This window comes from Pseudomonas sp. BCRC 81390 (assembly GCF_030341915.1).
Lineage (GTDB): Bacteria > Pseudomonadota > Gammaproteobacteria > Pseudomonadales > Pseudomonadaceae > Aquipseudomonas.
This window is the reverse complement of sequence record NZ_JATAAG010000010.1, coordinates 401,858-426,130: the sequence shown is the minus strand read 5'-3', so window position 1 is coordinate 426,130 and position 24,273 is coordinate 401,858. Positions and strand designations below refer to the sequence as shown.

The following is a 24,273-nucleotide window of genomic DNA, read 5'->3' as shown; positions in this document are numbered from 1 at the left end:
CTCTTCACGGGCTTGCCCGCTCCCACAGGTACTCCACGAGCCTTCAGGCCTGTCTGATCCCTGTGGGAGCGGGCGCGCCCGCGAAAGGGCCGGTACAGGCAGCGCTGGACTTGGCCTCGACAAGCGGCTATCTAGTCCCTGCAGAGAGCAACCACAGGCGCCGAAGTGAAAACCCGATCCGAAGAACTCCAGGTATTCGTCACCGTCATCGACTGCGGCTCGATTTCCGCTGCTGCCGAGCAGATGGGCCAGACCCCGTCCGCCGTCAGCCGCACCCTGTCACGCCTGGAAGGCAAGCTGGGCACCACCTTGGTCAACCGCACCACCCGGCGCATGGACCTGACCGAAGAGGGCCGCTTTTTCCTCGAGCGCTCGCGCCTGATCCTGGAACAGATGGACGAGATGGAAGAGCGCCTGTCGATGAACCGCCAGACCCCTACCGGGCGGCTGCGCATCAACGCTGCTGCGCCGTTCATGCTGCACGCCATCCTGCCGTGGATCGGCGAGTTCCGCCGCCAGTACCCCGGCATCGAACTGGAGCTCAATACTGACGACCTGATCATCGACCTGCTCGAGCAAAGTACCGACGTGGCCATCCGCATCGGCGAACTGGCCGACTCCAGCCTGCACGCGCGCAGCCTGGGGTGCAGCCCGGTGCAGGTGCTGGCCAGCCCGGCGTACCTCGAACAGCATGGCACGCCACTGCGGGTCGAGGACCTGGCCAACCACTGCCTGCTCGGCTTCAGCCAACCCGAATCGCTCAACCTCTGGCCACTGCGCCATGCCCAGGGCGACCGCTGGAGCATCCGCCCGGCGCTGATCGCTTCCAGTGGCGAGACCTTGCGCCAGCTGGCCCTGGCGGGCGAGGGCATCGTCAGCCTGTCGCACTTCATGACCCACGAAGACATCCGCAGCGGGCGCCTGCAAGTGTTGCTCAGCGAAGCCAACAACGGCTATCGCCAGCCGATCCATGCGGTGTACTACCGCAATACCCAGTTGGCACTGCGTATCCAGTGCTTCCTCGATTTCATCCAGCGCAAGTTGGCGATGTACGCCTGCTGAGTTGCCTGAACGCGACACAGCCTGCCCACAGGCGGCGAAACTTCCTGCTATTGATTGCGCAGTGGACACGCTTCGGCCTTACTGACTGCTCAACAAAAACAACACCAAGGAAGTGTCATGCGTATGGTTCCGTTCCAGTACCTGGCTCTCGCAGCCGCGATCCTGAGCTGTTCCTCGGTTCATGCCGCCACCCTGGAGGGCGGTGCAGTGGCCGCACCCGATCAATATGGTGCACAGGTGGCCGCCGATATCCTCAAGAAGGGCGGCAACGCGGTGGATGCGGCAGTGGCCACGGCGTTCACCCTGGCGGTGACTTACCCCGAGGCGGGCAACATCGGCGGCGGCGGGTTCATGACCCTGTTCGTCGACGGCAAACCCTATTTCCTCGACTACCGTGAAGTGGCGCCCAAGGCCGCCACGCGCAACATGTACCTGGACGACAAGGGTGAGGTCATCGAGAATCTCAGCCTGGTCGGGGCCCGCGCAGCTGGCGTACCCGGCACGGTAATGGGCTTGTGGGAGGCGCACCAGAAATTCGGCAAGCTGCCCTGGAGCGAGCTGCTGACGCCGGCCATCGGCTATGCGAAAAACGGTTTCAAGGTGGCGGAAAAGCAGTACCAGTACCGCAACGATGCCCAGGGCATGTTCAAGACCGCGACCAATTTCAACGACTACTTCGGCAACATGAAGGTCGGCCAGCTGTTCAAGCAGCCAGAGATGGCGCAGACCCTGGAGCGCATCGCCGACAAGGGCGTGAGCGAGTTCTACCAGGGCAAGACCGCCGACCTGCTGGTAGCGCAGATGCAGGCCGACAAGGGCCTGATCACCAAGCAGGACCTGCAGGACTACAAGGCGATATGGCGTGAGCCGATGGCTGTGAGCTGGCGTGGCAATGTGGTCTATACCGCGCCTCCGCCAAGCTCCGGCGGCGTCGCCCTGGCCCAGCTGCTGGGCATCAAGGAAGACCGCGCGGCGGACTTCAAGGGCGTGGCGCACAACTCGGCGCAGTACATCCACCTGCTGGCCGAGATCGAAAAGCGGGTGTTCGCCGACCGCGCCGACTACCTCGGCGACCCAGCCTTCACCCAGGTGCCAGTGACGCAGCTGGTGGCCAAGGACTACCTGGCCAAGCGTGCCGCGCAGGTCAACCCGAAGGCCATTTCCGCGACCGACAAGGTCAAGCCGGGCCTGGAGCCGCACCAGACCACGCACTTCTCGATCGTCGACAAGCAGGGCAACGCGGTCAGCAATACCTACACCCTGAACCTTGATTACGGCAGTGGCGTGGTGGTGAAAGGTGCCGGCTTCCTGTTGAACGACGAGATGGATGACTTCAGCGCCAAGCCGGGGGCGGCCAATGCGTTCGGCGTGGTCGGCGGGGAGGCCAATGCCATCGCACCGGGCAAGCGCATGCTGTCGTCGATGAGCCCCAGCCTGATGACCCGCGATGGCAAGGTCGAGCTGGTCATTGGTACGCCAGGCGGTTCGCGGATCTTCACCTCGATCTTCCAGGTCATGAACAACCTGTACGACTACGGCATGCCGCTGGACAAGGCGGTGGCGGCGCAGCGTGTGCACCATCAGTTGCTGCCCAAGGACACCCTCTACTTCGACAGCTACGCGCCGTTGACCGGGCCGGTGGCTGACGAGCTGAAGAAGATGGGTTATGTGCTGGAGGACCAAGGCTGGGAGATGGGCGACATCCAGGCGATCCGGGTGAACGGTGCGAAGCTGGAGACTGCTTCGGACCCACGTGGGCGTGGGGTCGGGATGATCGTCAAGTAATAGCTGCTACATCGCCGGGAGGGCTTTGCCCTCCATCGCGACACGAGGCCCCTTCTACAGGCGATCGCGGTCCCCTGCAGGAGCGGCCTTGTGTCGCGACGGCCCGCAAAGCGGCCCCGAACTGCAGGATCAGACGCGGAACTGACTGACCAACGTCTGCAATTGCCCGCCCAACCGCGCCAGCTCCACGCTGGAGGCGGCCGTCTCGTCACTGGCCGCCGCCGTCTGCTCCGACACGTCGCGCACATTGAGGATGCTGCGGCTGATCTCTTCCGCCACCGCACTCTGTTGCTCCGCCGCCGCCGCAATCTGCTGGTTCATCGACTGGATGCTCGATACCGTGCTGGTGATGCTCTCCAGCGAGGCCCCGGCCTTGCGCGCCAGCTCGACGCTGCTGTCGGTCAGGGTACGGCTACCGTGCATGGCCGCCGCCACTTGCTGGGTACCGTGCTGCAGACTGGCGATCAGTTCCTCGATTTCTTCGGTGGATTTCTGCGTGCGCTGGGCCAGCCCGCGCACCTCATCGGCGACCACGGCAAAGCCACGCCCGGCCTCGCCGGCACGCGCCGCTTCGATCGCAGCGTTCAGCGCCAGCAGGTTGGTCTGTTCCGCCACCGACTTGATCACGTCCATCACGCTGCCGATCTTCTGGCTTTCCTGCTGCAGCAGGTTCATGGCCTCGGTGGAGCGGTGCATGTCCTCGGCCAGGCGCTCGATCTGGCCAATTGCCTCGCCCACTACGCGGTCACCGGCGCGGGCTTCGTCATCGGCACCGGTGGCCGCATGGGAGGCCTGTTCGGCGTTGCGCGCCACTTCCTGGACGGTAGCGGCCATTTCGTGCATGGCGGTGGCCACCTGGTCGGTCTCGACCTTCTGGCTGTTGGCACCGGCGCTGGTCTGCTCGGTCACCGCCGAAAGTTCCTCCGCGGCGCTGGCAATCTGGGTAACGCCGTCGCGGATACCGCTGATCAGCTCGCGCAGGGTGGTGCCCATGCGCGCGATGCCTTGCTGCAGCACGCCCAGTTCATCGCGGCGGGTAACCCGCAGCTGCTGGGTGAGGTCGCCGCTGGCGATCTTTTCCACCGCCACCAGCGTGTCGCGCAGAGGGCGGGTGATCTGCCGGGTGATGAGTACGGCCGCCAGCACGCCGACCAGCAGCGCCAGCAAGGTGGCGATCGCCTGCAGGGTGCGGGCCTGGGCGCTCTCGATGTCGCGGCGTTCCAGCTGGATCTGGTACAGCGCGTCGCTGCGCTTGACGATGTCGGCACCCTGCACGGTCATTTCCGCGCGCGCGGTGGTGATATTGGCGACCGCATCGCGGAACTGGCGCACGGCGTCACGGTAGGCCAGCACCGAGCCTTCGAACTGTTGCAGGCGCGTGTCTTCGCCGGGCAGCTGGCGCTTGAGGCTGTCGATACCGGCCAGGGCGGCATCCAGCTGGCGCAGGGCGGCCTGTTCGTTGGCGGCGCTGTTGTCGGCGATATAGCCGCGCACGTCGACGCGCACCTGCAGCAGTTGCTGGCGGGCGTTGCTGATCAATTGGTACTGGGCCAGGCGTACGCTGTCGGCTTCGGCGCGAGCCGTGACTTCCTGGCTCAGTGCGTCCATCGCCTGGTCGGCCTTGCTGGCCGAGCTTTCCATGGCCGCACGCGCAGTGCGAGTGGCGTCGTAGCCCTGGCGCATCTTGTTCAGCGATACCTTGTAGGCACTGATGGTCTCGCCCAGCTCACCTAGCAGTTTTACGTTATCGGGGCTCTTGAACGTGTTGGCCAGATACGCCTGCTGCTTGCTGAAGGCGTCCAGCTTGGCCTGGGTGTTGGCGGCGGCGGCATCGTCACCGTTGGCGATCATGTACTGCAAGCGGGCAATGCGCAGGTCGGTCAGGTCCTTGTTCAACTGGCCGATATCACCCATCCAGTTGCTGCGGTCGATCAGGCTGCCCAGGCTGGTCCAGCCGGTCAGGGCCAGCAGGCCGGTGAGGATCAGTACCAGGCCGAAGCCCAGGCCCAGTTTGAGGTTGACGCTGATGTTGGCGAACCAGCTGTTCATGCACGCTCTCCAGAAGTTGTTTTCGCTCGATTTGTCTTCGATCGCCAGGCGTTGTTGTTCTGGATGCCTGCTGATTCGTGCAGGGGTTATCGGCCGTGATGAGGGAAGCTGAAACGCTTTTTCAGCAAAAAGATGTACAAGCGCTTTTCGGTAGGAGCGGCCTTATGTCGCGAAAGGGCCGCAAAGCGGCCCCAAGATTCAGCGTTGACGCGCTATTGCCGGGGCCGCTTCGCAGCCCTTGCGCGACACAAGGCCGCGCCTACAACGACCGCGCCAGCCTGGCGGGAGGTGTCAGAGATTACGCGCGCTGAAGGTATCGCAACTGTTCACCTCACCCTCGGCGAACCCGGCCTTGAACCAGCGTACCCGCTGCGCCGAAGTACCGTGGGTGAACGAGTCCGGCACTACACGCCCGCGGCCCTGCTGCTGCAAGCGGTCATCGCCAATGGCATTGGCGGCGTTCAGGGCCTCCTCGACGTCACCTGGCTCCAGCCAGTTCAGGCGCTTTTGCGCCTGGTAGGCCCACACCCCGGCCAGGCAGTCGGCCTGCAGCTCCTGGCGCACCAGCAGGCCGTTGTCACCTTCCAGGCGTTGGCCACTGCGGCGTGCGGCGTCGACCTTGGCCGACACGCCCAGCAGGGTCTGCACATGGTGGCCGATTTCGTGAGCGATCACGTAGGCCTGGGCAAAGTCGCCGGCGGCCGCGAAACGGGTTTCCATCTCGCGGAAGAACGACATGTCCAGGTACACCCGCTGGTCGGCGGGGCAGTAAAACGGCCCCACTGCCGCTGAAGCAAAGCCACAGGCCGAATTGACCTGGCCGCTGAACAGCACCAGCTTGGGGTCGCGGTATTGCTTGCCGGCCTCGGCAAACAGGGCTTTCCAGGTATCTTCGGTGTCGCCCAGGATCGAGGCGACAAACTCGGCCTGCTGGTCGTTGGCCGGCGGGGCCTTGCCGCCCACGCTGCTGGGCGCCTGCCGTTGCTGCTGCTCCATCTGGCCAGTGAGCTGGCCAAGAATCTGCAGCGGGTCCTGTCCGGTGAGCCAGCCGATACCGACGATCAGCAGTACCGCGCCAAGCCCCAGCCCCTTGCCGCCGCCGAAACGCATGCCGCCGCCACCGCCACCTTCGCCTCGGGCATCGACCACATTGTCGCTACGCCGGCCTTTTCGCCATTCCATGAAATGCTCTCCGGAGCGTGAAACAAGAAGACAAAGATTAGTTCACCACTGCGGGCGGTGTCAGGCAAACGTGTCCACTCATAACCATCTGGTTATGTCTAAGGCGGCTGATTTCAATATTCAGCGCGCGCAGCTTGCCCGAAACTGCAAGTCCGCCTGCCACGCCCAGGCGTTCACATAATTCCAAGAGAGGAAACCGGCATGCCCGCCCAGGACACCAGCCGCTTCGTGATCCGTGATCGCAACTGGCACCCGAAAGCCCTTACGCCTGACTACAAGACGTCCATTGCCCGTTCGCCGCGCCAGGCACTGGTCAGCATTCCGCAATCGATCAGCGAAACCACCGGCCCGGACTTTTCCCACCTGGGCTTCGGTGCCCACGACCATGACCTGCTGCTGAATTTCAACAACGGTGGCCTGCCGATCGGTGAGCGCATCATCGTCGCCGGGCGCGTCGTCGACCAGTACGGCAAGCCTGTGCCGAATACCCTGGTGGAAATGTGGCAGGCCAATGCCGGCGGCCGCTACCGGCACAAGAACGACCGTTACCTGGCACCGCTGGACCCGAACTTCGGGGGTGTCGGTCGCTGCCTGACCGACCGTGACGGCTACTACAGCTTCCGCACCATCAAGCCGGGCCCGTACCCTTGGCGCAACGGGCCGAACGACTGGCGTCCGGCGCACATCCACTTCGCCATCAGCGGCCCTTCGATCGCCACCAAGCTGATCACCCAGTTGTACTTCGAGGGTGACCCGTTGATCCCGATGTGCCCGATCGTCAAGTCGATCGCCAACCCGCAAGCGGTGCAGCAACTGATCGCCAAGCTCGACATGAGCAACGCCAACCCGATGGATTGCCTGGCCTACCGCTTCGACATCGTGCTGCGTGGGCAGCGCAAGACCCACTTCGAAAACTGCTGAGGACCCCGCCATGCCAATCGAACTGCTGCCGGAAACCCCTTCGCAGACTGCCGGCCCCTACGTGCACATCGGCCTGGCCCTGGAAGCGGCCGGCAACCCGACCCGCGACCAGGAAATCTGGAACCGCCTGGCCAAGCCTGATGCGCCCGGCGAGCATATCCTGCTGATCGGCCATGTGTATGACGGCAATGGCCACCTGGTGCGCGACTCGTTCCTGGAGCTCTGGCAAGCTGACGCCAAGGGTGAATACCAGGATGCCTACAACCTGGAAAACGCCTTCAACAGTTTTGGCCGCACGGCTACCACCTTCGATGCTGGCGAGTGGACTGCACATACGGTGAAGCCCGGCGTGGTGAAAAACGCTGCCGGCGTGCCAATGGCACCGCACATCAACATCAGCCTGTTTGCCCGGGGGATCAACATCCACCTGCATACGCGCCTGTATTTCGATGATGAGGCCGAGGCCAATGCCAAGTGCCCGGTGCTCAACCTGATCGAGCAGCCGCAGCGACGCGAGACCCTGGTGGCCAAGCGCTGCGAGATGGACGGGAAGACGGCGTATCGCTTCGATATCCGCATTCAGGGGGAAGGGGAGACGGTGTTCTTCGACTTCTGAGTGAAGCCTGGGGCTGCAAGGCAGCCCCGGCTATCTGCAGGTCAGCGCCGAACCAGCAAAACCCCACTTTCCATGTGGTGGGTATACGGGAACTGATCAAACAACGCACAACGCTCGATGCGGTGGGTGTCGTGCAACTGGGCAATGTTTGCCGCCAGCGTCTCCGGGTTGCAGGAGATGTACAGGATCCGTTCGAAACGCCGGGTCAGCTCACAGGTGTCCGGGTCCATCCCCGCACGTGGCGGGTCGACGAATACCGTGCCGAAGTCATAGCTCTTCAGGTCGATGCCTTCCAGCCGACGGAACGGCCGCACCTCATTCAGTGCCTGGGTCAGTTCTTCCGCCGACAGGCGCACCAGCCGCACGTTGCCTACAGCGTTCTCATCGAGGTTGCTCAGTGCGGCATTGACCGAAGTCTTGCTGATCTCGGTGGCCAGCACCTGGCGCACGCGGGTGGCCAGCGGCAGGGTGAAATTGCCGTTGCCGCAATACAGCTCCAGCAGGTCGTCTTCGCGCGCGCCGATGGCCTCGTAGGCCCAGCTCAGCATTTTCTGGTTCACCGCGCCGTTCGGTTGGGTGAACGCACCTTCCGGCTGGCGGTAGCTGAACACGCGGCCAGCCACGTCGAGTTTTTCCACCGCGTAGTCGCGGCCGATCACCAGGCGTTTGCCCTTGGAACGGCCGATCACGCTGACGCCCAGTTCGCCCGCCAGCTGCTGCGCGGCCACCTCCCAGGCCTCGTCCAGCGGGCGGTGATAGCACATCGTGACCATGGCATCGCCCGCCAGGGTAGTGAGGAACTCTACCTGGAACAGCCGGTTGCCGAGTTCTTCGCTGGCCTGCCAGGCCGCCTTCAGGCGCGGCATCAGGGCGTTGATGCGCTGGCTGGCGATGGGGAAGTCGTCGATCAGGATCGCCTTGTGCTTCTCGCCCGGGGCGAACATGGCGTAGTGACGCTGGCCGTCTTCACGCCACAGGCGGAATTCGGCGCGCAGGCGATAGTGCTCGCGCGGCGAGTCGAAGACAGCCGGCTCCGGCGCAGCGAACGGCGCCAGCAGCTCGCGCAGCCGGGCCACCTTGGCGTCCAGCTGGGTGGTGTAGGAAGAGGGGTCGAAAGCAGCACTCATGCGTTGAACCAGCCCAGCTTGATGACGAACAGGATGGAAAGGATCACCAGCGCCGGGTTCAGGTCGCGGTGGCGACCGGAGATCAGCTTGACGGCAGTCCAGGAGATGAAGCCGAAGGCGATGCCGTTGGCGATCGAGTAGGTCAGCGGCATGGCCAGGGCAGTCACCACCACCGGTGCGGCTTCGGTGACGTCGTCCCAGTTTATTTCCGCCAGGCCCGAGGCCATCAGCACCGCGACGAACAGCAGCGCCGGGGCGGTGGCGAAGGCCGGCACGCTACCAGCCAGCGGAGCGAAGAACAGGGCCAGCAGGAACAGCACGGCGACCACGATGGCGGTCAGGCCGGTGCGGCCCCCGGCGCTCACGCCGGCGGCGGATTCGATGTAGCTGGTGGTGGTCGAGGTGCCCAGCAACGAACCGGCCATGGCCGCGGTACTGTCGGCAATCAGCGCACGGCCCATCTTCGGCATGTGCCCGTCCTTGCCCATCAGCCCGGCGCGCTTGGCCACGCCGATCAGGGTGCCGGAGTTGTCGAACAGGTCGACGAACAGGAAGGCGAAGATCACGCTGACCAGGCCCACGTCCAGCGCACCGGCGATGTCCAGCTGCAGGAAAGTCGGGGCCAGCGACGGAGGCATGGAAACGATGCCGCCGAACGGCGTCACGCCCATCACGATCGAGGCGATGGTCACGGCAAGAATGCCGATCAGCACCGCGCCGCGCACTTTCAGCGACTCCAGGCCGACAATCAGGAAGAAGCCCAGGGTGGCGAGGATCGGTGCCGGCTGCTTGAGGTCGCCCAGGCCCACCAGGGTGGCCGGGTTATCGACGACGATGCCGGCATTGTGCAGTGCGATCAGCGCCAGGAACAGGCCGATACCGGCGGCGATGGCTGAACGCAGTGGCAGCGGGATGCTGTTCACGATCCATTCGCGGATGCGGAAGATCGACAACAGGAAGAACATCACCGCCGACAGGAACACTGCGCCCAGCGCCACCTGCCAGGTGTGGCCCATGTGCAGCACCACGGTGTAGGTGAAGAATGCGTTCAGGCCCATGCCCGGTGCCAGGGCGATCGGGTAGTTGGCGATCAGGCCCATGGTCACCGAACCGATGGCCGCGGCCAGGCAGGTGGCGACGAAGACCGCGCCCTTGTCCATGCCAGTCTCGCCGAGGATGCTCGGGTTGACGAACAGGATGTAGGCCATGGCCAGGAAGGTGGTGACGCCCGCGAGAATCTCGGTGCGCACATTGGTGTTGTGTGCTCTTAGTTGAAACAGCCTTTCCAGCATGCCCGCTCCCCGAGGCGCCCCAGGCGCCATCAATCTATCGACCCCAACAGCAAAGCACAGACCGTACCGCTTGCCGTGGTTTTGTGTGGGGCGGAAAAAAGCCGCGCATCATACCAGCATGCTCGACGGGGGCCTATGGCTCTTGGGGAATGGCTTTTCTGTTGCCTGTTCTGGCCCTTTCGCCGGCACACCGGCTCTTATAGCCGCCGCTGTACCTGTAGGAGCAACTGTCTTGCTCAATTTCTAAAAGCTGGCGCGGTCCCTGCGGGAGCGGGCTTGCCCGCGAACACGGGCGAAGCCGGTGATCGCGGCTGAAGCCGCCCACTGCTACGCCACAGTTGCCGAGTGCCTGTGCAGTACCTATGTGAGCTGGCGTGCTGGCGACGGGGCCAGAACAGGCCTGCACTCAAGCGTTATGCAACCGATCCCGCCTGGCCAGTGTCGGGAACAGTTTTATCCACACCCCGGTTACCAGCAAAGTACCCACGCCGCCCAGCACCACAGCCGGCACTGTGCCAAACCAGTGCGCCGTCACCCCTGATTCGAACTCGCCGAGCTGGTTCGAGGCACCGATGAACAGGCCATTCACCGCACTCACCCGCCCGCGCATCTCATCCGGAGTTTCCAGCTGCACGAAGGCGCCGCGGATGACCATGCTGATCATGTCCGCTGCACCCAACACCACCAGTACCGCGAGCGAGAACCAGAACGAGGTCGACAGGCCAAAGGCAATGGTCGCCACGCCGAACACGCCCACTGCCGTGAACATGGTCCGCCCGACGTTGCGCTCGAACGGGAACCGCGCCAGCCACAGCGACATCAACAACGCCCCCACCGCCGGCGCCGAGCGCAGCAGGCCCAGGCCCAGCGGCCCGGTCAGCAGGATGTCCTTGGCGAACACCGGCAGCAGCGCGGTGGCCCCACCGAGCAATACGGCAAACAGGTCGAGCGAGATGGCGCCGAGGATGTCCGGCCGGCTGCGGATGAAGCGGATGCCGGCCAGCAGCGATTCGATGCTGGCACGCCCTCGCTGGGCTACCTGGCCGCGTGCCTCCAGGCTCAGGGTCAACATGCAGGCGATGGCGTACAGGGCCACGGTCGGGCCGTACACCCAGAGGCTGCCGAAGGCATACAGGAAGCCGCCCACGGCGGGCGCCACGATGGTGGCCGACTGGGTAGCCGATGCTGATGCCGCTACCGCGCGTGGGAACAGCCCGGCTGGCACCACGTTGGGCAGCAACGCCTGGGTCGCCGGCATCTCGAAGGAGCGCGTGGCGCCGAGCAGGAAGGCCAGGGCGAAGATCAGTTCGCGGGTGACGTTGTCGGTGGCGCTGCCCACCGCCAATGCCAGGGCGATCATGCCCTGCAGGCTCTGGCACAAGGCGGCGACCTTGCGCCGGTCATAGCGGTCGGCGACATGCCCGGTGTGCAGCATGAACAGCACACGCGGGGCGAACTCGACCAGGCCGACCAGGCCCAGGTCGAGCACATTGCCGGTCAACTGGTAGAGGTGCCAGCCGATGGCCACGGTGAGCATCTGGAAGCCGCTGGCAGTGAACACGCGGGCCAGCCAGAAGGCCAGGAAAGGTCGGTGGTGACGTAGCAACTGCGGAGCGGAATCGGACATCGGAAACCAGCGGCCTCGGCGCGGTAGAGGGGCTCGCAGCGTATCATCTGTTTGTAACAAATGGTTGCTGTTTGCCCGGATCGGCACTTTTTCAGGCCTTTTTGAAGAGGGTGGGGCAACGGGTCACGCGGCAATCAACCGCACGGCCCGGCGTGCCATTCAGGACTATGCTTTCTAGCATTCGTTGATCTGGATCAATCGTTGCCTGTGCAACGGTTGGCCGACGACGTGGCCCTCCGGGCCGGAATCCCTGCGATCGAACAGAACAATTCCAACACGCCACACTCGATAACCGTGGGGGCAGTGGGCGACAGGGCCAGCGGCCCGGACGCCGGATTATCTGAAGAGGAAGCACCATGTTCGGAATAGAGGCCCTAGAGCTCGCCCGAATGCAGTTTGCCTTTACCGTTTCGTTCCACATCCTGTTCCCGGCCATTACCATCGGCCTGGCCAGCTACCTGGCAGTCCTTGAAGGCCTCTGGTTACGGACCGACAAGCAGGTCTACCGTGACCTTTATCATTTCTGGTCGAAGATCTTTGCCGTCAACTTCGGCATGGGCGTGGTTTCCGGGCTGGTCATGGCCTACCAGTTCGGCACCAACTGGAGCCGCTTCTCCGACTTTGCCGGTGCCATCACCGGCCCCTTGCTTACCTACGAGGTGCTGACCGCATTCTTCCTCGAAGCAGGCTTCCTCGGCGTCATGCTGTTCGGCTGGAACCGCGTCGGCCGCGGCCTGCATTTCTTTTCCACGGTGATGGTAGCGCTCGGCACGCTGGTCTCGACCTTCTGGATCCTCGCTTCCAACAGCTGGATGCAAACCCCGCAAGGCCACGAGATCATCGATGGCCGGGTGGTGCCGGTGGACTGGCTGGCGGTGGTGTTCAACCCTTCGTTCCCCTACCGCCTAATGCATATGGCCACCGCCGCGTTCGTTGCCACGGCGTTCTTCGTCGGTGCCTCGGCGGCCTGGCACCTGCTGCGCGGGCGTGACAACCCGGCGGTGCGCAAGATGCTGTCGATGGCCATGTGGATGGCCCTGATCGTGGCGCCGATCCAGGCGGTGATCGGTGATTTCCACGGCCTCAATACGCTCAAGCACCAGCCGGTGAAGATCGCCGCGATCGAAGGCCACTGGGAGAACGTGCCCGGCGAGCCGACCCCGCTGATCCTGTTCGGCATTCCTGACATGCAGGCCGAGACCACCCGCTTCAAGCTCGAAATCCCGGCGCTCGGCAGCCTGATCCTGACCCACAGCCTGGACAAGCAGGTGCCGGCGATGAAGGAGTTCCCGCCGGAAGACCGGCCCAACTCGACCATCGTCTTCTGGTCATTCCGGATCATGGTCGGGCTGGGCCTGTTGATGATCTTCGTTGGCCTGTGGAGCCTCTGGCTGCGCAAGCGCGGTACGCTCTATACCTCGCGCCCGTTCCTGCACCTGGCCTTGTGGATGGGCCCGTCCGGGCTGATCGCCCTGCTGGCCGGCTGGTTCACCACCGAAATCGGCCGCCAGCCGTGGGTGGTGTACGGCCTGATGCGTACGGCGGACGGTGTGTCCAACCACAGCTACGCCCAGCTCGGCTTCACCCTGGTGGCCTTCGTGGTGGTGTATTTCGCCCTGTTCGGTACCGGCCTTGGCTACATGATGCGCCTGGTGCGCAAAGGCCCGCAGACCGGCGAAGGTGACCAGCACAGCAGTGGTGGCCCAGGCACCAAACGCACCCCGGCGCGGCCGCTGTCCGCCGCCGATGATGGCCGTGAGGCCAACTCCGTCAGCCTGAGCAAGGAAAACTGAGCCATGGGTATCGACCTTTCGCTGATCTGGGCCGTGATCATCATCTTCGGCGTGATGATGTACGTGGTGATGGATGGTTTCGACCTGGGCATCGGCATGCTCTTCCCGTTCGTCAAGGGCGAGCGAGACCGCGATGTGATGATGAATACCGTCGCCCCCGTGTGGGACGGTAACGAAACCTGGCTGGTACTGGGTGGTGCCGGGCTGTTCGGCGCGTTCCCGATGGCTTACTCGGTGGTGCTGGAGGCGCTGTACCTGCCGTTGATCCTGATGCTGATTGGCCTGATCTTCCGCGGCGTGGCCTTCGAGTTCCGTTTCAAGGCCAAGGACGACAAACGCCATATCTGGGACAAGGCGTTCATCGGGGGCTCGCTGGTGGCCACTTTCTTCCAGGGCGTGGCCCTGGGCGCGTTCCTCGAAGGCTTCAAGGTGGTCGACCGGCATTTCGCCGGAGGTACGCTCGACTGGCTCACCCCGTTCAGCCTGTTCTGCGGCCTGGGGCTGATCGTTGCCTACACCTTGTTGGGCTGCACCTGGCTGATCATGAAGACCGAAGGGGCGCTGCAGCAGAAGATGCACGACATTGCCCGCCCGCTGGCGCTGGTGTTGCTGGTGGTGATCGGCATTGTCAGCCTGTGGACACCAATCGCCTACCCGCAGATCGCCGACCGCTGGTTCAGCATGCCTAACCTGGTCTGGTTCATGCCGGTGCCGATCCTGGTGCTGGTGACCTTCTACGGCTTGCTCAAGGCGGTGGCGCGCAATGCCCACTACACGCCGTTCCTGCTCACCCTGGTGCTGATCTTCCTCGGCTATAGCGGCCTGGGCATCAGCCTGTGGCCGAACATCATCCCACCATCGATCTCGATCTGGGATGCCGCGGCGCCACCGCAGAGCCAGGGCTTCATGCTGGTCGGCACGCTGTTCATCCTGCCGTTCATTCTCATGTACACCTTCTGGAGCTATTACGTGTTCCGCGGCAAGGTGACCCACGAAGACGGCTATCACTAGGAGGGCCGCATGATGACCGGCAAGCATGGCTTGGAAGAGAAAAAGCCCCTGTGGCAGCGGCTGGGCTGGCTGCTGTTGATCTGGGCGATGAGCGTGGCAGCGCTGGGTGTGGCGGCCTGGGTGATGCGCCTGTTCATGGGGGCAGCGGGGTTGACGACCCATTGAACCGATGGGGGCGCTTAGCGCGCCTTTCGCGACACGAGGCCGGTACTACAGAGAGACGCGACTATCTGAATGATGGCGATCCCTGTGTGGGCGGCCTTGTGTCGCGATGGGCTGCAAAGCAGCCCCACAGGTCTACTTCCGGGCTTTCAGGATAACGAACTTGGGCGTAGCCGCCACCTGCTCCACGCCACGGAACAACCGCGCCAGCTTGCTGTGATAGCCCAGGTGCCGGTTACCCACGATATATAGCGCCCCACCCACCACCAGCGCCTCACGCGCCTGCTGGAACATGCGCCAGGCAAGGAAATCGCCCACCACCTGCTGCTGGTGGAACGGCGGGTTGCACAGCACTACCTCCAGCGACTGCTTTTCTACCCCGGCCAACCCGTCGGCTGCTTCGAAGCGAGCCGGGCGCTCGCCCAGTGCGGCCTGCCAGTTTTCCCGTGCCGATTGCACCGCCATGTACGACTCATCCACCAAGGTGTATTGCGCATCCGGATTGGCCATGGCGCTGGCAATCGCCAGCACACCGTTGCCGCAACCCAGGTCCGCCACCCGGGCACGGCCGAGGTCGCGTGGCAGGTGCGGCAGGAAGGCGCGGGTGCCGATGTCGAGGCCTTCACGGCAGAACACGTTGGCGTGATTGACCAGTTCAAGCGTCGGCGCGTCGAGGCGGTAGCGGCTGGGATAGGGTGACCGAGCGAGCGGCCGCGTGGCCTGCGTTGCTGTCAGCAAACGGGCCTTTTTCTGCGCCAGCGAGGCCTGCACCGGGCCGATGTATTTCTCCATCAGGTCACCGGCAGCCCGCGGCAGGTGCTTGATCATCGCCCCGGCAATCACCTGTGCACCGGGCGCCAGGTGGCCTTGCAGGCGGATCAGTTGCTCTTCGAGCAGGGCCAGGGTCTTGGGTACACGCACCAGCACCCGGTCGAACGCGCCTTGCCAGGTTTCGCTGGCCGGGACGAAGGGCACGCTGTCGAACGCCAGGCCATTGCGTGCCAGGTTTTTTTCCAGGGCCAGGTGCGCCAGGTGCGAATCGCCACTACTGATCACGTGCAGCTTGCCCGCCAGGCTGGCAGCCAGAGCGCCGAAGCTGTCATTGAGCACCAGCACCCGGCAATCGGCCGTCGGGGCCTGTTCGTGCAACTGCGCAAGCAGGTACTCATCGGCTGCGTCGAAAGCTTGCAAGGGGTCGTTGGCCTGTTCCGGCTGGCGGATCAGGTCGAGTTCGGCGTAGGGGGTGCTCAACAGGGGCATGGCGTATGGCTCGGCAACGAATCTGCCCGTTGCGGTTCGCCCCGGGCTTTGCCGGGCGATTCTACAGGGCTTTGCCCGAGGTCGCAGGTTTGCTGGTCAGATCCAGCCGCGCAGGGCGGCAATGGCGATCGCACCAGCTTTGTTGGCGGCGTTGGTCTTGGTGATCACGCTGCGGATATGGAAATTCACCGTGCTTTGCGACAGTGACAGGATGCAGGCTACATCGGCAGCAGTCTTGCCGGCGGCTGACCATTTCAGTACTTCCAGTTCCCGCTCGCTCATCCTGGGCTGATGGGGGCACAGTGCATTCAGGTGATGTTCGCCAAGCACCGCATGCAGGGTGTGGCACAGCCACTGGACACTGCCGGCCTTGCTATACAGCTCGGCGGTGTCGATGCTGCCAGCCGGCCTGGCCACACTGATCTGGCTTTCGTTGTGCTGCAAGTCGTGCAGTGACTGCGTCCAGCCATGGCGCAGGCCGCACCGGCATGCCGCTTGCCGAAATTGCGGGGTCTCGCGATACAGCTCGTCGGTCCAGAGCACGGGCATGGTCGAGTTGTGGCTTACAGTGGCAGCCGCGTCCTGCTTGTAGAACTCATCTTGTTGGTACCGTTCGATCCATTCGTTCGGATAATTGCTGTAGAGATACAGCCGCGGTGTTTGGGTTGCGATCTGGATGCGGATGTTCAGCCCCAGGTACACCATGCCAAGGTTCTGAGCCAGATGCACTGCGATATCGAACAGTTTTTGCGGGTTGCGTTCACTGACAAACGCATGAAGATATTCGGGTTTCCAGTGGTCCATCCGAGGGTACTCCCTGTAAAGCGGTATCCAGTCCGTTTGGGCACCCGAATTAGTGTAGGAAAAGACCTAGCGAAACGTTGGGATTTTTTTGTTATAGCGTGCAGATTTTTTGTAGCTTCGTCATCATTGCCTTTGATGAGGCCCTACAAAGCAGTGGTTTTTATCCAGGCGACTTTGCGCGACACTGTGCGCACGCCAACCCTGGAGCCCGATATGACCGCTAGCGCCGAAAAGTTCACCTGCCAGACTCTGCTTGATGTTCAGCCGCTGACGCCGAACCTCTTCAGCCTGCGGGTTACGCGCGATGTGGGGTTTCGCTTCCGTTCCGGCCAGTTCGCCCGCCTGGGTGTGACCAAAGCTGATGGCAGTGTGGTCTGGCGCGCCTATTCGATGGTCAGTGCCCCGCATGATGAGTACCTCGACTTCTTCTCCATCGTGGTACCAGGGGGCGAATTCACCAGCGAGCTGAGCCGGCTGGAGGCGGGTGATAGCTTGCTGATCGACCGCCAGGCCTTCGGTTTCCTGACCCTCGACCGCTTCGTCGGTGGCCGCGACTTGTGGTTGCTTGCCACCGGTACCGGTATTGCGCCGTTCATGTCGATTCTGCAGGACTTCGAGGCCTGGGAGCGTTTCGACAACATCAAGCTGGTGTACTCGGTGCGCGAAGCGAAAGAGCTGGCCTATGTCGAAGAAATCGCCGGGCTGGAGCAGCGCGATTACCTGGCCGAGTTTGCCGGCAAGTTGCAGTTCATTCCGGTAGTGACCCGCGAGCAGCACCCGGGGGCCTTGAATGCGCGCATTACCACGCTGATCGAGAATGGCGAGTTGGAAAAGGCGGCCGGGCTGGAGCTGTCAGCGGAACATTCGCGGGTGATGCTGTGTGGTAACCCGGAGATGGTCGACGAGACGCGCAAGGTGCTGAAGGCGCGGGACTTGCAACTGAGCCTGAGCAAGCGGCCGGGACAGGTGGCGGTGGAAGCCTACTGGTAAGGGTAATTGGGGCTGCAAGGCAGCCCCGGCGATATCAAGGCAGGCGGTTCTGGTTCTGCGCCTTGAGCAAATCGCGAATCTCGGTCAGCAAGGTTTCTTCGGCGCTCGGCACCGGTGGTGCTGTCGGCGCCACGGCTTCTTCACGCTTGAGCCGGTTGATTGCCTTCACCCCCATGAAAATGGCAAACGCCACGATCAGGAAGTCGATCACGGTCTGGATGAACTTGCCATAGGCCAAGACCACAGCCGGTGCATCACCTTCGGCCGCCTTCAGGGTGATGGCCAGGTCGCTGAAGTCGACACCACCGATCAACAGGCCCAGTGGCGGCATGACCACGTCACCAACGAAGGACGAGACGATCTTGCCGAAGGCTGCGCCGATGATGATACCGACCGCCATGTCGACGACATTGCCTTTGACCGCGAAGGCCTTGAACTCACTGATCATGCCCATGTCTGGTTCCTTGTAACAAAAGGTAAGGTTTACGCAGTGTAAGCCACTTAAACGCTTCATGCGTTATATCCAGCACTTCCGACTGCGGTTAGAACGAATAGTTTTGTCGCATCTCGAGGCGTTCGGGACACCTCCAGCTCGGCTATCATGGCGGTTTTTTCCCAGGAGACCCCAGCCATGGCCAAGGCCAAGCGCTTGTATGGCTGCACCGAGTGCGGTGCGACCTTCCCCAAATGGGCCGGCCAATGTGGCGAATGCGGGGCCTGGAACACCCTGGTCGAAACCATGATCGAAAGCGCCGGTGCCGCCGCGCCCGGCAACGGCCGCACCGGCTGGGCCGGGCAGCAGGCGCAGATCAAGACCCTGGCCGAAGTCAGTGTCGAGGAGATCCCGCGCTTCACCACCAGCAGCACCGAACTGGACCGCGTGCTGGGCGGCGGCCTGGTGGATGGTTCGGTGGTGCTGATCGGTGGCGACCCCGGTATCGGCAAGTCGACCATCCTGCTGCAGACCCTGTGCAATATCGCCGTCGGCATGCCGGCACTGTACGTGACCGGCGAGGAGTCGCAGCAGCAGGTGGCGATGCGTTCGCGGCGCCTGGGCCTGCCGCAGGACCAGCTCAAGGTGATGACCGAAACCTGCATCGAAACCATCATCGCCACGGCGCGCCAGGAAAAGCCGCGGGTGATGGTGATCGACTCGATCCAGACCATTTTCACCGAGCAACTGCAATCGGCGCCGGGCGGCGTGGCCCAGGTGCGCGAGAGCACGGCGTTGTTGGTGCGCTACGCCAAACAGAGTGGTACGGCAATCTTCCTGGTGGGCCATGTGACCAAGGAAGGCTCGCTGGCTGGCCCACGGGTTCTCGAGCACATGGTCGACACCGTGCTGTATTTCGAAGGCGAGTCCGATGGCCGCCTGCGCCTGCTGCGGGCGGTGAAGAACCGCTTCGGTGCTGTCAACGAGCTGGGCGTGTTCGGCATGACCGACCGCGGCCTGAAAGAAGTGTCCAACCCGTCGGCGATCTTTCTCAACCGCGCCCAGGAAGAAGTGCCGGGTAGCGTGGTAATGGCGACCTGGGAGGGCACCCGGCCGATGCTGGTGGAAGTGCAGGCGCTGGTCGACGACAGCCACCTGGCCAACCCGCGCCGGGTGACCCTGGGCCTGGACCAGAACCGCCTGGCCATGTTGCTGGCGGTTCTGCACCGGCATGGTGGTATTCCAACCCATGACCAGGATGTATTCCTCAACGTGGTGGGCGGGGTGAAGGTACTGGAAACCGCCTCGGACCTGGCGCTGCTGGCGGCGGTGATGTCGAGCCTGCGCAACCGCCCATTGGCCCATGGCTTGCTGGTGTTTGGCGAAATCGGCCTGTCCGGCGAAGTACGGCCGGTGCCCAGCGGCCAGGAACGCTTGAAGGAAGCGGCCAAGCATGGCTTCAAGCGGGCCATCGTGCCCAAGGGCAATGCGCCGAAAGAGGCCCCGGCGGGCCTTCAGGTGATCGCCGTTACCCGTCTGGAGCAGGCATTGGACGCACTGTTCGAGTAATCCTGGCCTGTACCGGCAAATAAAAAGGGGCCGACGATGCGCATCGGCCCCCCACCTCACCGCTCAGTCAGCGGTCAATGTTCGGCGACCGCCGTGCGCCTGACCGTCTCATTGCCATGTTCGTCCAGCTCCAGCAGCGGCACTTCATTACCCTCGGCATCGAACAGCTTGCCATCCTTGAAGTAGTCGCCATCACGCAGCGCTGAAATGTCCGAGTACTGGATGGTGCGCTCGTAGGCGGCAGCGAACACCGACTGGTTTTCCGAGTTGCCGGCGGTGAAGTGGTTGAAGATCAGGTTCAACAGGATGGCCATGATTGCCGCCGAGCTGATGCCCGAGTGGAAAATGGTTTCGAACCAGTTCGGGAAGTGATGGTAGAAGGTCGGGGCGGCAATCGGGATCATGCCGAAGCCCAGCGACGCGGCGACGATGATCAGGTTGACGTTGTTCTTGTAGTTGACCTTGGACAGAGTGCGGATACCGCTGGCTGCCACGGTACCGAACAGCACGATGCCCGCGCCACCCAGCACTGGCGTCGGCACGGCAGCAATCACCCTGCCCATGATCGGCAGCAGGCCGAGTACCACCAGGATCACCCCGCCGGTGGCCACCACGTAGCGGCTCTTGACCCCGGTCACCGCCACCAGGCCCACGTTCTGGGCGAACGCGCTCTGGGTGAACGAACCGAAGATCGGCGCCAGGATGCTCGACGCCATGTCGGCGCGCAGGCCGTTGCCGAGGCGCTTGGAGTCGACCTTGGTATCGATGATCTCACCCACCGCGAGGATATCGGCCGAGGTTTCCACCAGGGTCACCATGATCACGATGCACATCGACAGGATCGCGGCGATGTGGAATTCCGGCATGCCGAAGTGGAATGGCGTGGGGAAGGCGAACACCGGGCCTTCGCTGACCTTGCTGAAGTCGGTCATGCCCAGCGCCCAGGCGATCAGGGTGCCGACCACCATCGCCAGCAGGATCGACAGGCGCGAGATGGTTGCACTGCCCAGCTTGCTCAACAGCAGCACGATGGCGAAGGTCAGGCCTGCCAGGCCGATGTTGGCCATGCTGCCGAACTCCGGCGAGGCACTGTTGCCACCCATCACCCAGCGGGCTGCGACGGGCATCAGGGTCAGGCCGATGGTGGTGATGACGATGCCGGTCACCAGCGGCGGGAAGAACTTGGTAATGCGCGAGAACACCGGGGTAATGAGAAAGCCGATCAACGACGCAGCCATCACTGCACCCAGCACGCCCGGCAGGCCACCACCGCCCTCGCTGCTGAGAATGGCCCCCATGGTCGCCACGCCAGCGAACGACACGCCCTGTACCAGCGGCAGCTGGCAGCCGAAGAATGGCAGGCCCAGTGTCTGCAGCAGGGTGGCCAGGCCACCGGCAAACAGCGAAGCGGCGATCAGCATGCCGATTTCGGCACCGTTCAGGCCCGCGGCTTGCCCCAGGATCAGGGGTACCGCGACGATCCCCCCATACATGGTCAGTACATGCTGCAGACCATAGGCCAGGTTGGCCCCAAGGCCGAGGTTTTCGTCCTCGGGGCGCTTGGCGGGAGACGTGCTAGGGGACGTAGTCATGGAGCAGGCTCTCTGTTTATTGTTGTGTCGCTACTGTAGACATTTCTGACAAATGAAAGCCACTAGAATTGTATACAATTTTTTGATCCGAGCGCGCACACGAGCGCTGGCGCAAGGCACCAGCACCCAATGCAGGAGGCGTACCAGGTTGGAAAAGACTGGATTAGAGGGGTGTGTACAAAATGCCGCGACCCAGGCTGAAAGCTGTCTGGGTAGACAGGAAACACGCGATGAGGAAAATCTTAGCTAGCTAAGAGATTTCATTATTCGATCAGTTCACGCAGTTCGCGCATCATTTCGGTGCTGTCGGCCAGGTTCAGTTCCACAAGACGGTGCAAATGGCTCATTGATTCGACGTCGATGTACAGGCAGATGAAGCCCAGGCGGGTGGCTTCTTCGTGGCGCAATTCCACCTGCATCTGCACGCGCACATCGCGGTCGAGGTGGATGATCGCATCGAAGTCCTGGGTCAGGTCGGCGTCCCACGGCTCGGGGCGCTTGACCAGAAGGCCTTTCAGCGACACGTCCAGCAGTTTTACCGGCCAGCGGCGGTCGCCCTGGCGCAGTTCGGTGGGGGCGTCGAAATCGATGCGCTGGAAGCGGCGGCGCTCGTCGTGGTCGGTCATGAGAAAGCCCTCGGGTGACATCCTGACTATAGTTAACTTATCTGTGCATCAGGTTCCGCAATCTGGCCGCAGAGGCTCTAGACCAAAGCAAGTGTGGCAATGCGCGATGACACGCCCTAGACTCGATGGGCGGTCTTTTCCAATCCACCAGCTGGAAGCAAACCATGAACAACAATAATAGCCTGCTACGCCACATTCCGTGGCTGGCGCTGGCAGTCATAGGAGCCTGCGCGCTGGGTGTGGTTGCCCTGCGTCGCGGCGAGGCGATCAATGCCTTGTGGATCGTGGTCGCGGCAGTGGCCATCTACCTGGTCGCCTATCGCTACTACAGCCTGTTCATCGCCACCAAGGTGATGCAACTCGACCCGCGCCGCGCCACCCCGGCGGTGCTCAACAACGACGGCCTGGACTATGTCCCGACCAACAAACACATCCTCTTCGGTCACCACTTTGCCGCCATCGCCGGCGCTGGTCCGCTGGTCGGCCCGGTACTGGCTGCGCAGATGGGCTACCTGCCCGGTACTCTGTGGCTGATCGCCGGCGTGGTGCTGGCCGGTGCGGTGCAGGACTTCATGGTCCTGTTCCTGTCCACCCGTCGCAACGGCCGCTCGCTGGGCGACATGGTGCGCGAGGAGATGGGCCGCATCCCGGGAGCCATCGCCCTGTTCGGCTGCTTCCTGATCATGATCATCATCCTCGCGGTGCTGGCGCTGATCGTGGTCAAGGCCCTGGCCGAGAGCCCTTGGGGCATGTTCACGGTGATGGCGACCATCCCGATCGCAATGTTCATGGGCGTCTACATGCGCTACATCCGCCCGGGCCGTATCGGCGAGATCTCGGTCGTGGGCGTGGTCCTGCTGCTGGCCTCGATCTGGCTGGGGGGCCAGATTGCCGCGGATCCGGTGTGGGGCCCGGCGTTCACCTTCACTGGCGTGCAGATCACCTGGATGCTGGTGGGCTACGGCTTTGTCGCCGCCGTGCTGCCGGTGTGGCTGGTACTGGCGCCGCGTGACTACCTGTCGACCTTCCTCAAGATCGGCACCATCGTTGGCCTGGCCATCGGTATCCTGATCATCGCGCCCGAGCTGAAAATGCCGGCGCTGACCCAGTTCACCGACGGGACCGGCCCGGTGTGGAAGGGCACCCTGTTCCCGTTCCTGTTCATCACCATCGCCTGTGGCGCGGTGTCCGGCTTCCACGCGCTGATCTCCTCGGGGACCACGCCCAAGCTGCTGGACAACGAAACCAACGCCCGCTACATCGGCTACGGCGGCATGCTGATGGAGTCGTTCGTCGCCATCATGGCCATGGTCGCTGCCTCGGTGATCGAGCCAGGCGTGTATTTCGCCATGAACAGCCCGGCCGCCGTGGTCGGTGCCGACGTGGCTTCGGTGGCGCAAACGGTCAGCAGCTGGGGCTTCCTGATCACCCCGGAACAGCTTGAGGCCACAGCCCGCGACATTGGCGAGCACACCATCCTGGCGCGTGCCGGTGGTGCACCGACGCTGGCGGTGGGCATCGCGCAGATCCTGCACCAGGTGCTGCCGGGTGAGAACACCATGGCCTTCTGGTACCACTTCGCGATCCTGTTCGAGGCGCTGTTCATCCTTACCGCGGTAGACGCCGGTACCCGTGCCGGGCGCTTCATGCTGCAGGACCTGCTGGGCAGCTTCGTGCCGGCGCTCAAGCGTACCGAGTCGTGGAGTGCCAACCTGATCGGCACCGCCGGCTGCGTGGCACTGTGGGGCTACCTGCTGTACCAGGGCGTGATCGACCCGCTGGGTGGCATCAACACGCTGTGGCCGCTGTTCGGTATCTCCAACCAGATGCTGGCCGGTATCGCCCTGATGCTCGGCACCGTGGTACTGATCAAGATGAAGCGCCAGCGCTACGTCTGGGTCACCTTGCTGCCAGCCGTGTGGCTGCTGATCTGCACCACCACCGCAGGCCTGATCAAGCTGTTCGACCCGAACCCGGCAGTCGGCTTCCTGGCCCTGGCCAAGAAGTACAGCACCGCGCTGGACGCCGGCCAGGTCCTGGCCCCGGCCAAGGATATCGGGCAGATGCAGCACGTGATCTACAACGCCTACACCAACGCCGGCCTGACCGTGCTGTTCCTGGTGGTGGTGTTCAGTGTGCTGTTCTTTGCCGTCAAGGTCGGCTTCGCCGCCCTCGGCCGCAAGGAGCGCAGCGACAAGGAAACCCCGTTCCAGGCCCTGCCTGACGCTTGAGAGGACTGCTGCGATGTTCAACGACCTGGGTCGACTGGGTAAGTACCTGGGGCAGGCAGCCCGCCTGATGGTCGGCATGCCCGACTATGACAACTATGTCGAGCACATGCAGAAGACGCACCCGGACCAGCCGGTGATGAG

At 63.4% G+C, this 24,273-nt stretch carries 21 protein-coding genes; 11 read left to right on the top strand and 10 right to left on the bottom strand.

The features are described from left to right. Positions 1-165 precede the first annotated feature (165 nt). Positions 166-1,062 (top strand): LysR family transcriptional regulator, encoded by an 897-nt coding sequence (locus QSV36_RS06445; protein WP_289130885.1) that lies wholly within the window; start codon positions 166-168, stop codon positions 1,060-1,062. Between the two features lie 117 nt (positions 1,063-1,179). After that, positions 1,180-2,847, top strand: a complete 1,668-nt coding sequence (ggt, locus tag QSV36_RS06440) for a gamma-glutamyltransferase (RefSeq protein ID WP_289130884.1) — start codon at positions 1,180-1,182, stop codon at positions 2,845-2,847. A 129-nt stretch (positions 2,848-2,976) separates the two neighbouring features. Here ggt and QSV36_RS06435 read toward each other — a convergent pair whose 3' ends face one another. Together QSV36_RS06435 and ypfJ are read right to left on the bottom strand one after the other, a co-directional pair. Continuing rightward, positions 2,977-4,896 (bottom strand): HAMP domain-containing methyl-accepting chemotaxis protein, encoded by a 1,920-nt coding sequence (locus tag QSV36_RS06435; RefSeq protein WP_289130883.1) that lies wholly within the window; start codon positions 4,894-4,896, stop codon positions 2,977-2,979. A gap of 291 nt (positions 4,897-5,187) precedes the next feature. Continuing rightward, a complete protein-coding gene (gene ypfJ / locus QSV36_RS06430) occupies positions 5,188-6,078 on the bottom strand; it encodes a KPN_02809 family neutral zinc metallopeptidase (protein WP_186685472.1) in 891 nt (296 codons plus the stop codon). Positions 6,079-6,279: 201 nt separating this feature from the next. Between ypfJ and pcaH the strand changes: the two genes are divergently transcribed. Next, positions 6,280-6,999, top strand: coding sequence for a protocatechuate 3,4-dioxygenase subunit beta (pcaH, locus tag QSV36_RS06425; RefSeq protein WP_186685470.1), 720 nt, complete (start codon positions 6,280-6,282; stop codon positions 6,997-6,999). A gap of 10 nt (positions 7,000-7,009) precedes the next feature. Next, positions 7,010-7,615 (top strand): protocatechuate 3,4-dioxygenase subunit alpha, encoded by a 606-nt coding sequence (gene pcaG, locus QSV36_RS06420; RefSeq protein WP_289130882.1) that lies wholly within the window; start codon positions 7,010-7,012, stop codon positions 7,613-7,615. 41 nt (positions 7,616-7,656) lie between these two features. On the opposite strand, the gene trmA is transcribed toward pcaG, so the two are convergent. The 3 genes from trmA to QSV36_RS06405 all read right to left on the bottom strand — a co-directional run bounded on the left by trmA (position 7,657) and on the right by QSV36_RS06405 (position 11,661). Then, positions 7,657-8,742: a tRNA (uridine(54)-C5)-methyltransferase TrmA gene (gene trmA / locus QSV36_RS06415; protein ID WP_289130881.1), complete on the bottom strand. Its 1,086-nt coding sequence runs from the start codon at positions 8,740-8,742 to the stop codon at positions 7,657-7,659. Beyond that, entirely contained in the window at positions 8,739-10,034 is a 1,296-nt protein-coding gene (locus tag QSV36_RS06410) for an NCS2 family permease (protein WP_289130880.1), read from the bottom strand. Before QSV36_RS06410 ends, trmA begins: the two co-directional genes overlap by 4 nt. Before the next feature lie 406 nt (positions 10,035-10,440). Beyond that, complete coding sequence (locus tag QSV36_RS06405) at positions 10,441-11,661, bottom strand: MFS transporter (protein ID WP_289130879.1); 1,221 nt, start codon at positions 11,659-11,661, stop codon at positions 10,441-10,443. 356 nt (positions 11,662-12,017) lie between these two features. On the opposite strand from QSV36_RS06405, the gene QSV36_RS06400 reads away from it, so the two are divergent. From QSV36_RS06400 to QSV36_RS06390, 3 genes are read left to right on the top strand one after another with little or no spacing between them, the layout of a single operon-like run. Beyond that, positions 12,018-13,454 carry a cytochrome ubiquinol oxidase subunit I gene (locus QSV36_RS06400; protein WP_289130878.1) on the top strand — a complete coding sequence of 479 codons (1,437 nt, stop codon included), beginning with the start codon at positions 12,018-12,020 and terminating at the stop codon, positions 13,452-13,454. A 3-nt stretch (positions 13,455-13,457) separates the two neighbouring features. Next, entirely contained in the window at positions 13,458-14,465 is a 1,008-nt protein-coding gene (gene cydB, locus QSV36_RS06395; RefSeq protein ID WP_225779259.1) for a cytochrome d ubiquinol oxidase subunit II, read from the top strand. 9 nt (positions 14,466-14,474) lie between these two features. Further along, on the top strand, positions 14,475-14,630 hold the full coding sequence (locus tag QSV36_RS06390; RefSeq protein WP_016713451.1) for a DUF2474 domain-containing protein: 156 nt from the start codon (positions 14,475-14,477) through the stop codon (positions 14,628-14,630). Positions 14,631-14,762: 132 nt separating this feature from the next. Here the strand turns inward: QSV36_RS06390 and QSV36_RS06385 are convergent, their stop codons facing one another. Both QSV36_RS06385 and QSV36_RS06380 read right to left on the bottom strand, forming a co-directional pair. Continuing rightward, positions 14,763-15,887, bottom strand: a complete 1,125-nt coding sequence (locus QSV36_RS06385; RefSeq protein ID WP_289130877.1) for a methyltransferase — start codon at positions 15,885-15,887, stop codon at positions 14,763-14,765. A 96-nt stretch (positions 15,888-15,983) separates the two neighbouring features. Continuing rightward, positions 15,984-16,691, bottom strand: a complete 708-nt coding sequence (locus tag QSV36_RS06380; protein WP_289130876.1) for an autoinducer binding domain-containing protein — start codon at positions 16,689-16,691, stop codon at positions 15,984-15,986. Between the two features lie 213 nt (positions 16,692-16,904). On the opposite strand from QSV36_RS06380, the gene QSV36_RS06375 reads away from it, so the two are divergent. Then, positions 16,905-17,681: a ferredoxin--NADP reductase gene (locus tag QSV36_RS06375; RefSeq protein WP_289130875.1), complete on the top strand. Its 777-nt coding sequence runs from the start codon at positions 16,905-16,907 to the stop codon at positions 17,679-17,681. Positions 17,682-17,715: 34 nt separating this feature from the next. Here the strand turns inward: QSV36_RS06375 and mscL are convergent, their stop codons facing one another. Continuing rightward, the gene (gene mscL / locus QSV36_RS06370) at positions 17,716-18,135 is read right to left on the bottom strand and encodes a large-conductance mechanosensitive channel protein MscL (RefSeq protein ID WP_289130874.1); all 420 of its coding nucleotides are present in this window, start codon (positions 18,133-18,135) and stop codon (positions 17,716-17,718) included. Between the two features lie 177 nt (positions 18,136-18,312). Here mscL and radA point away from each other — a divergent pair, with 177 nt between their 5' ends. Continuing rightward, positions 18,313-19,683, top strand: coding sequence for a DNA repair protein RadA (gene radA, locus QSV36_RS06365; protein ID WP_225779254.1), 1,371 nt, complete (start codon positions 18,313-18,315; stop codon positions 19,681-19,683). 74 nt (positions 19,684-19,757) lie between these two features. On the opposite strand, the gene QSV36_RS06360 is transcribed toward radA, so the two are convergent. Together QSV36_RS06360 and QSV36_RS06355 are read right to left on the bottom strand one after the other, a co-directional pair. Beyond that, entirely contained in the window at positions 19,758-21,275 is a 1,518-nt protein-coding gene (locus QSV36_RS06360) for a nucleobase:cation symporter-2 family protein (RefSeq protein WP_289130873.1), read from the bottom strand. A gap of 263 nt (positions 21,276-21,538) precedes the next feature. Further along, positions 21,539-21,901, bottom strand: a complete 363-nt coding sequence (locus QSV36_RS06355) for a PilZ domain-containing protein (protein WP_289130872.1) — start codon at positions 21,899-21,901, stop codon at positions 21,539-21,541. 164 nt (positions 21,902-22,065) lie between these two features. On the opposite strand from QSV36_RS06355, the gene QSV36_RS06350 reads away from it, so the two are divergent. Together QSV36_RS06350 and QSV36_RS06345 are read left to right on the top strand one after the other, a co-directional pair. Next, the gene (locus tag QSV36_RS06350; RefSeq protein WP_289130871.1) at positions 22,066-24,132 is read left to right on the top strand and encodes a carbon starvation CstA family protein; all 2,067 of its coding nucleotides are present in this window, start codon (positions 22,066-22,068) and stop codon (positions 24,130-24,132) included. Between the two features lie 13 nt (positions 24,133-24,145). Then, positions 24,146-24,273: YbdD/YjiX family protein (locus QSV36_RS06345; protein WP_289130908.1), on the top strand; the 128-nt coding region annotated here is incomplete at its 3' end.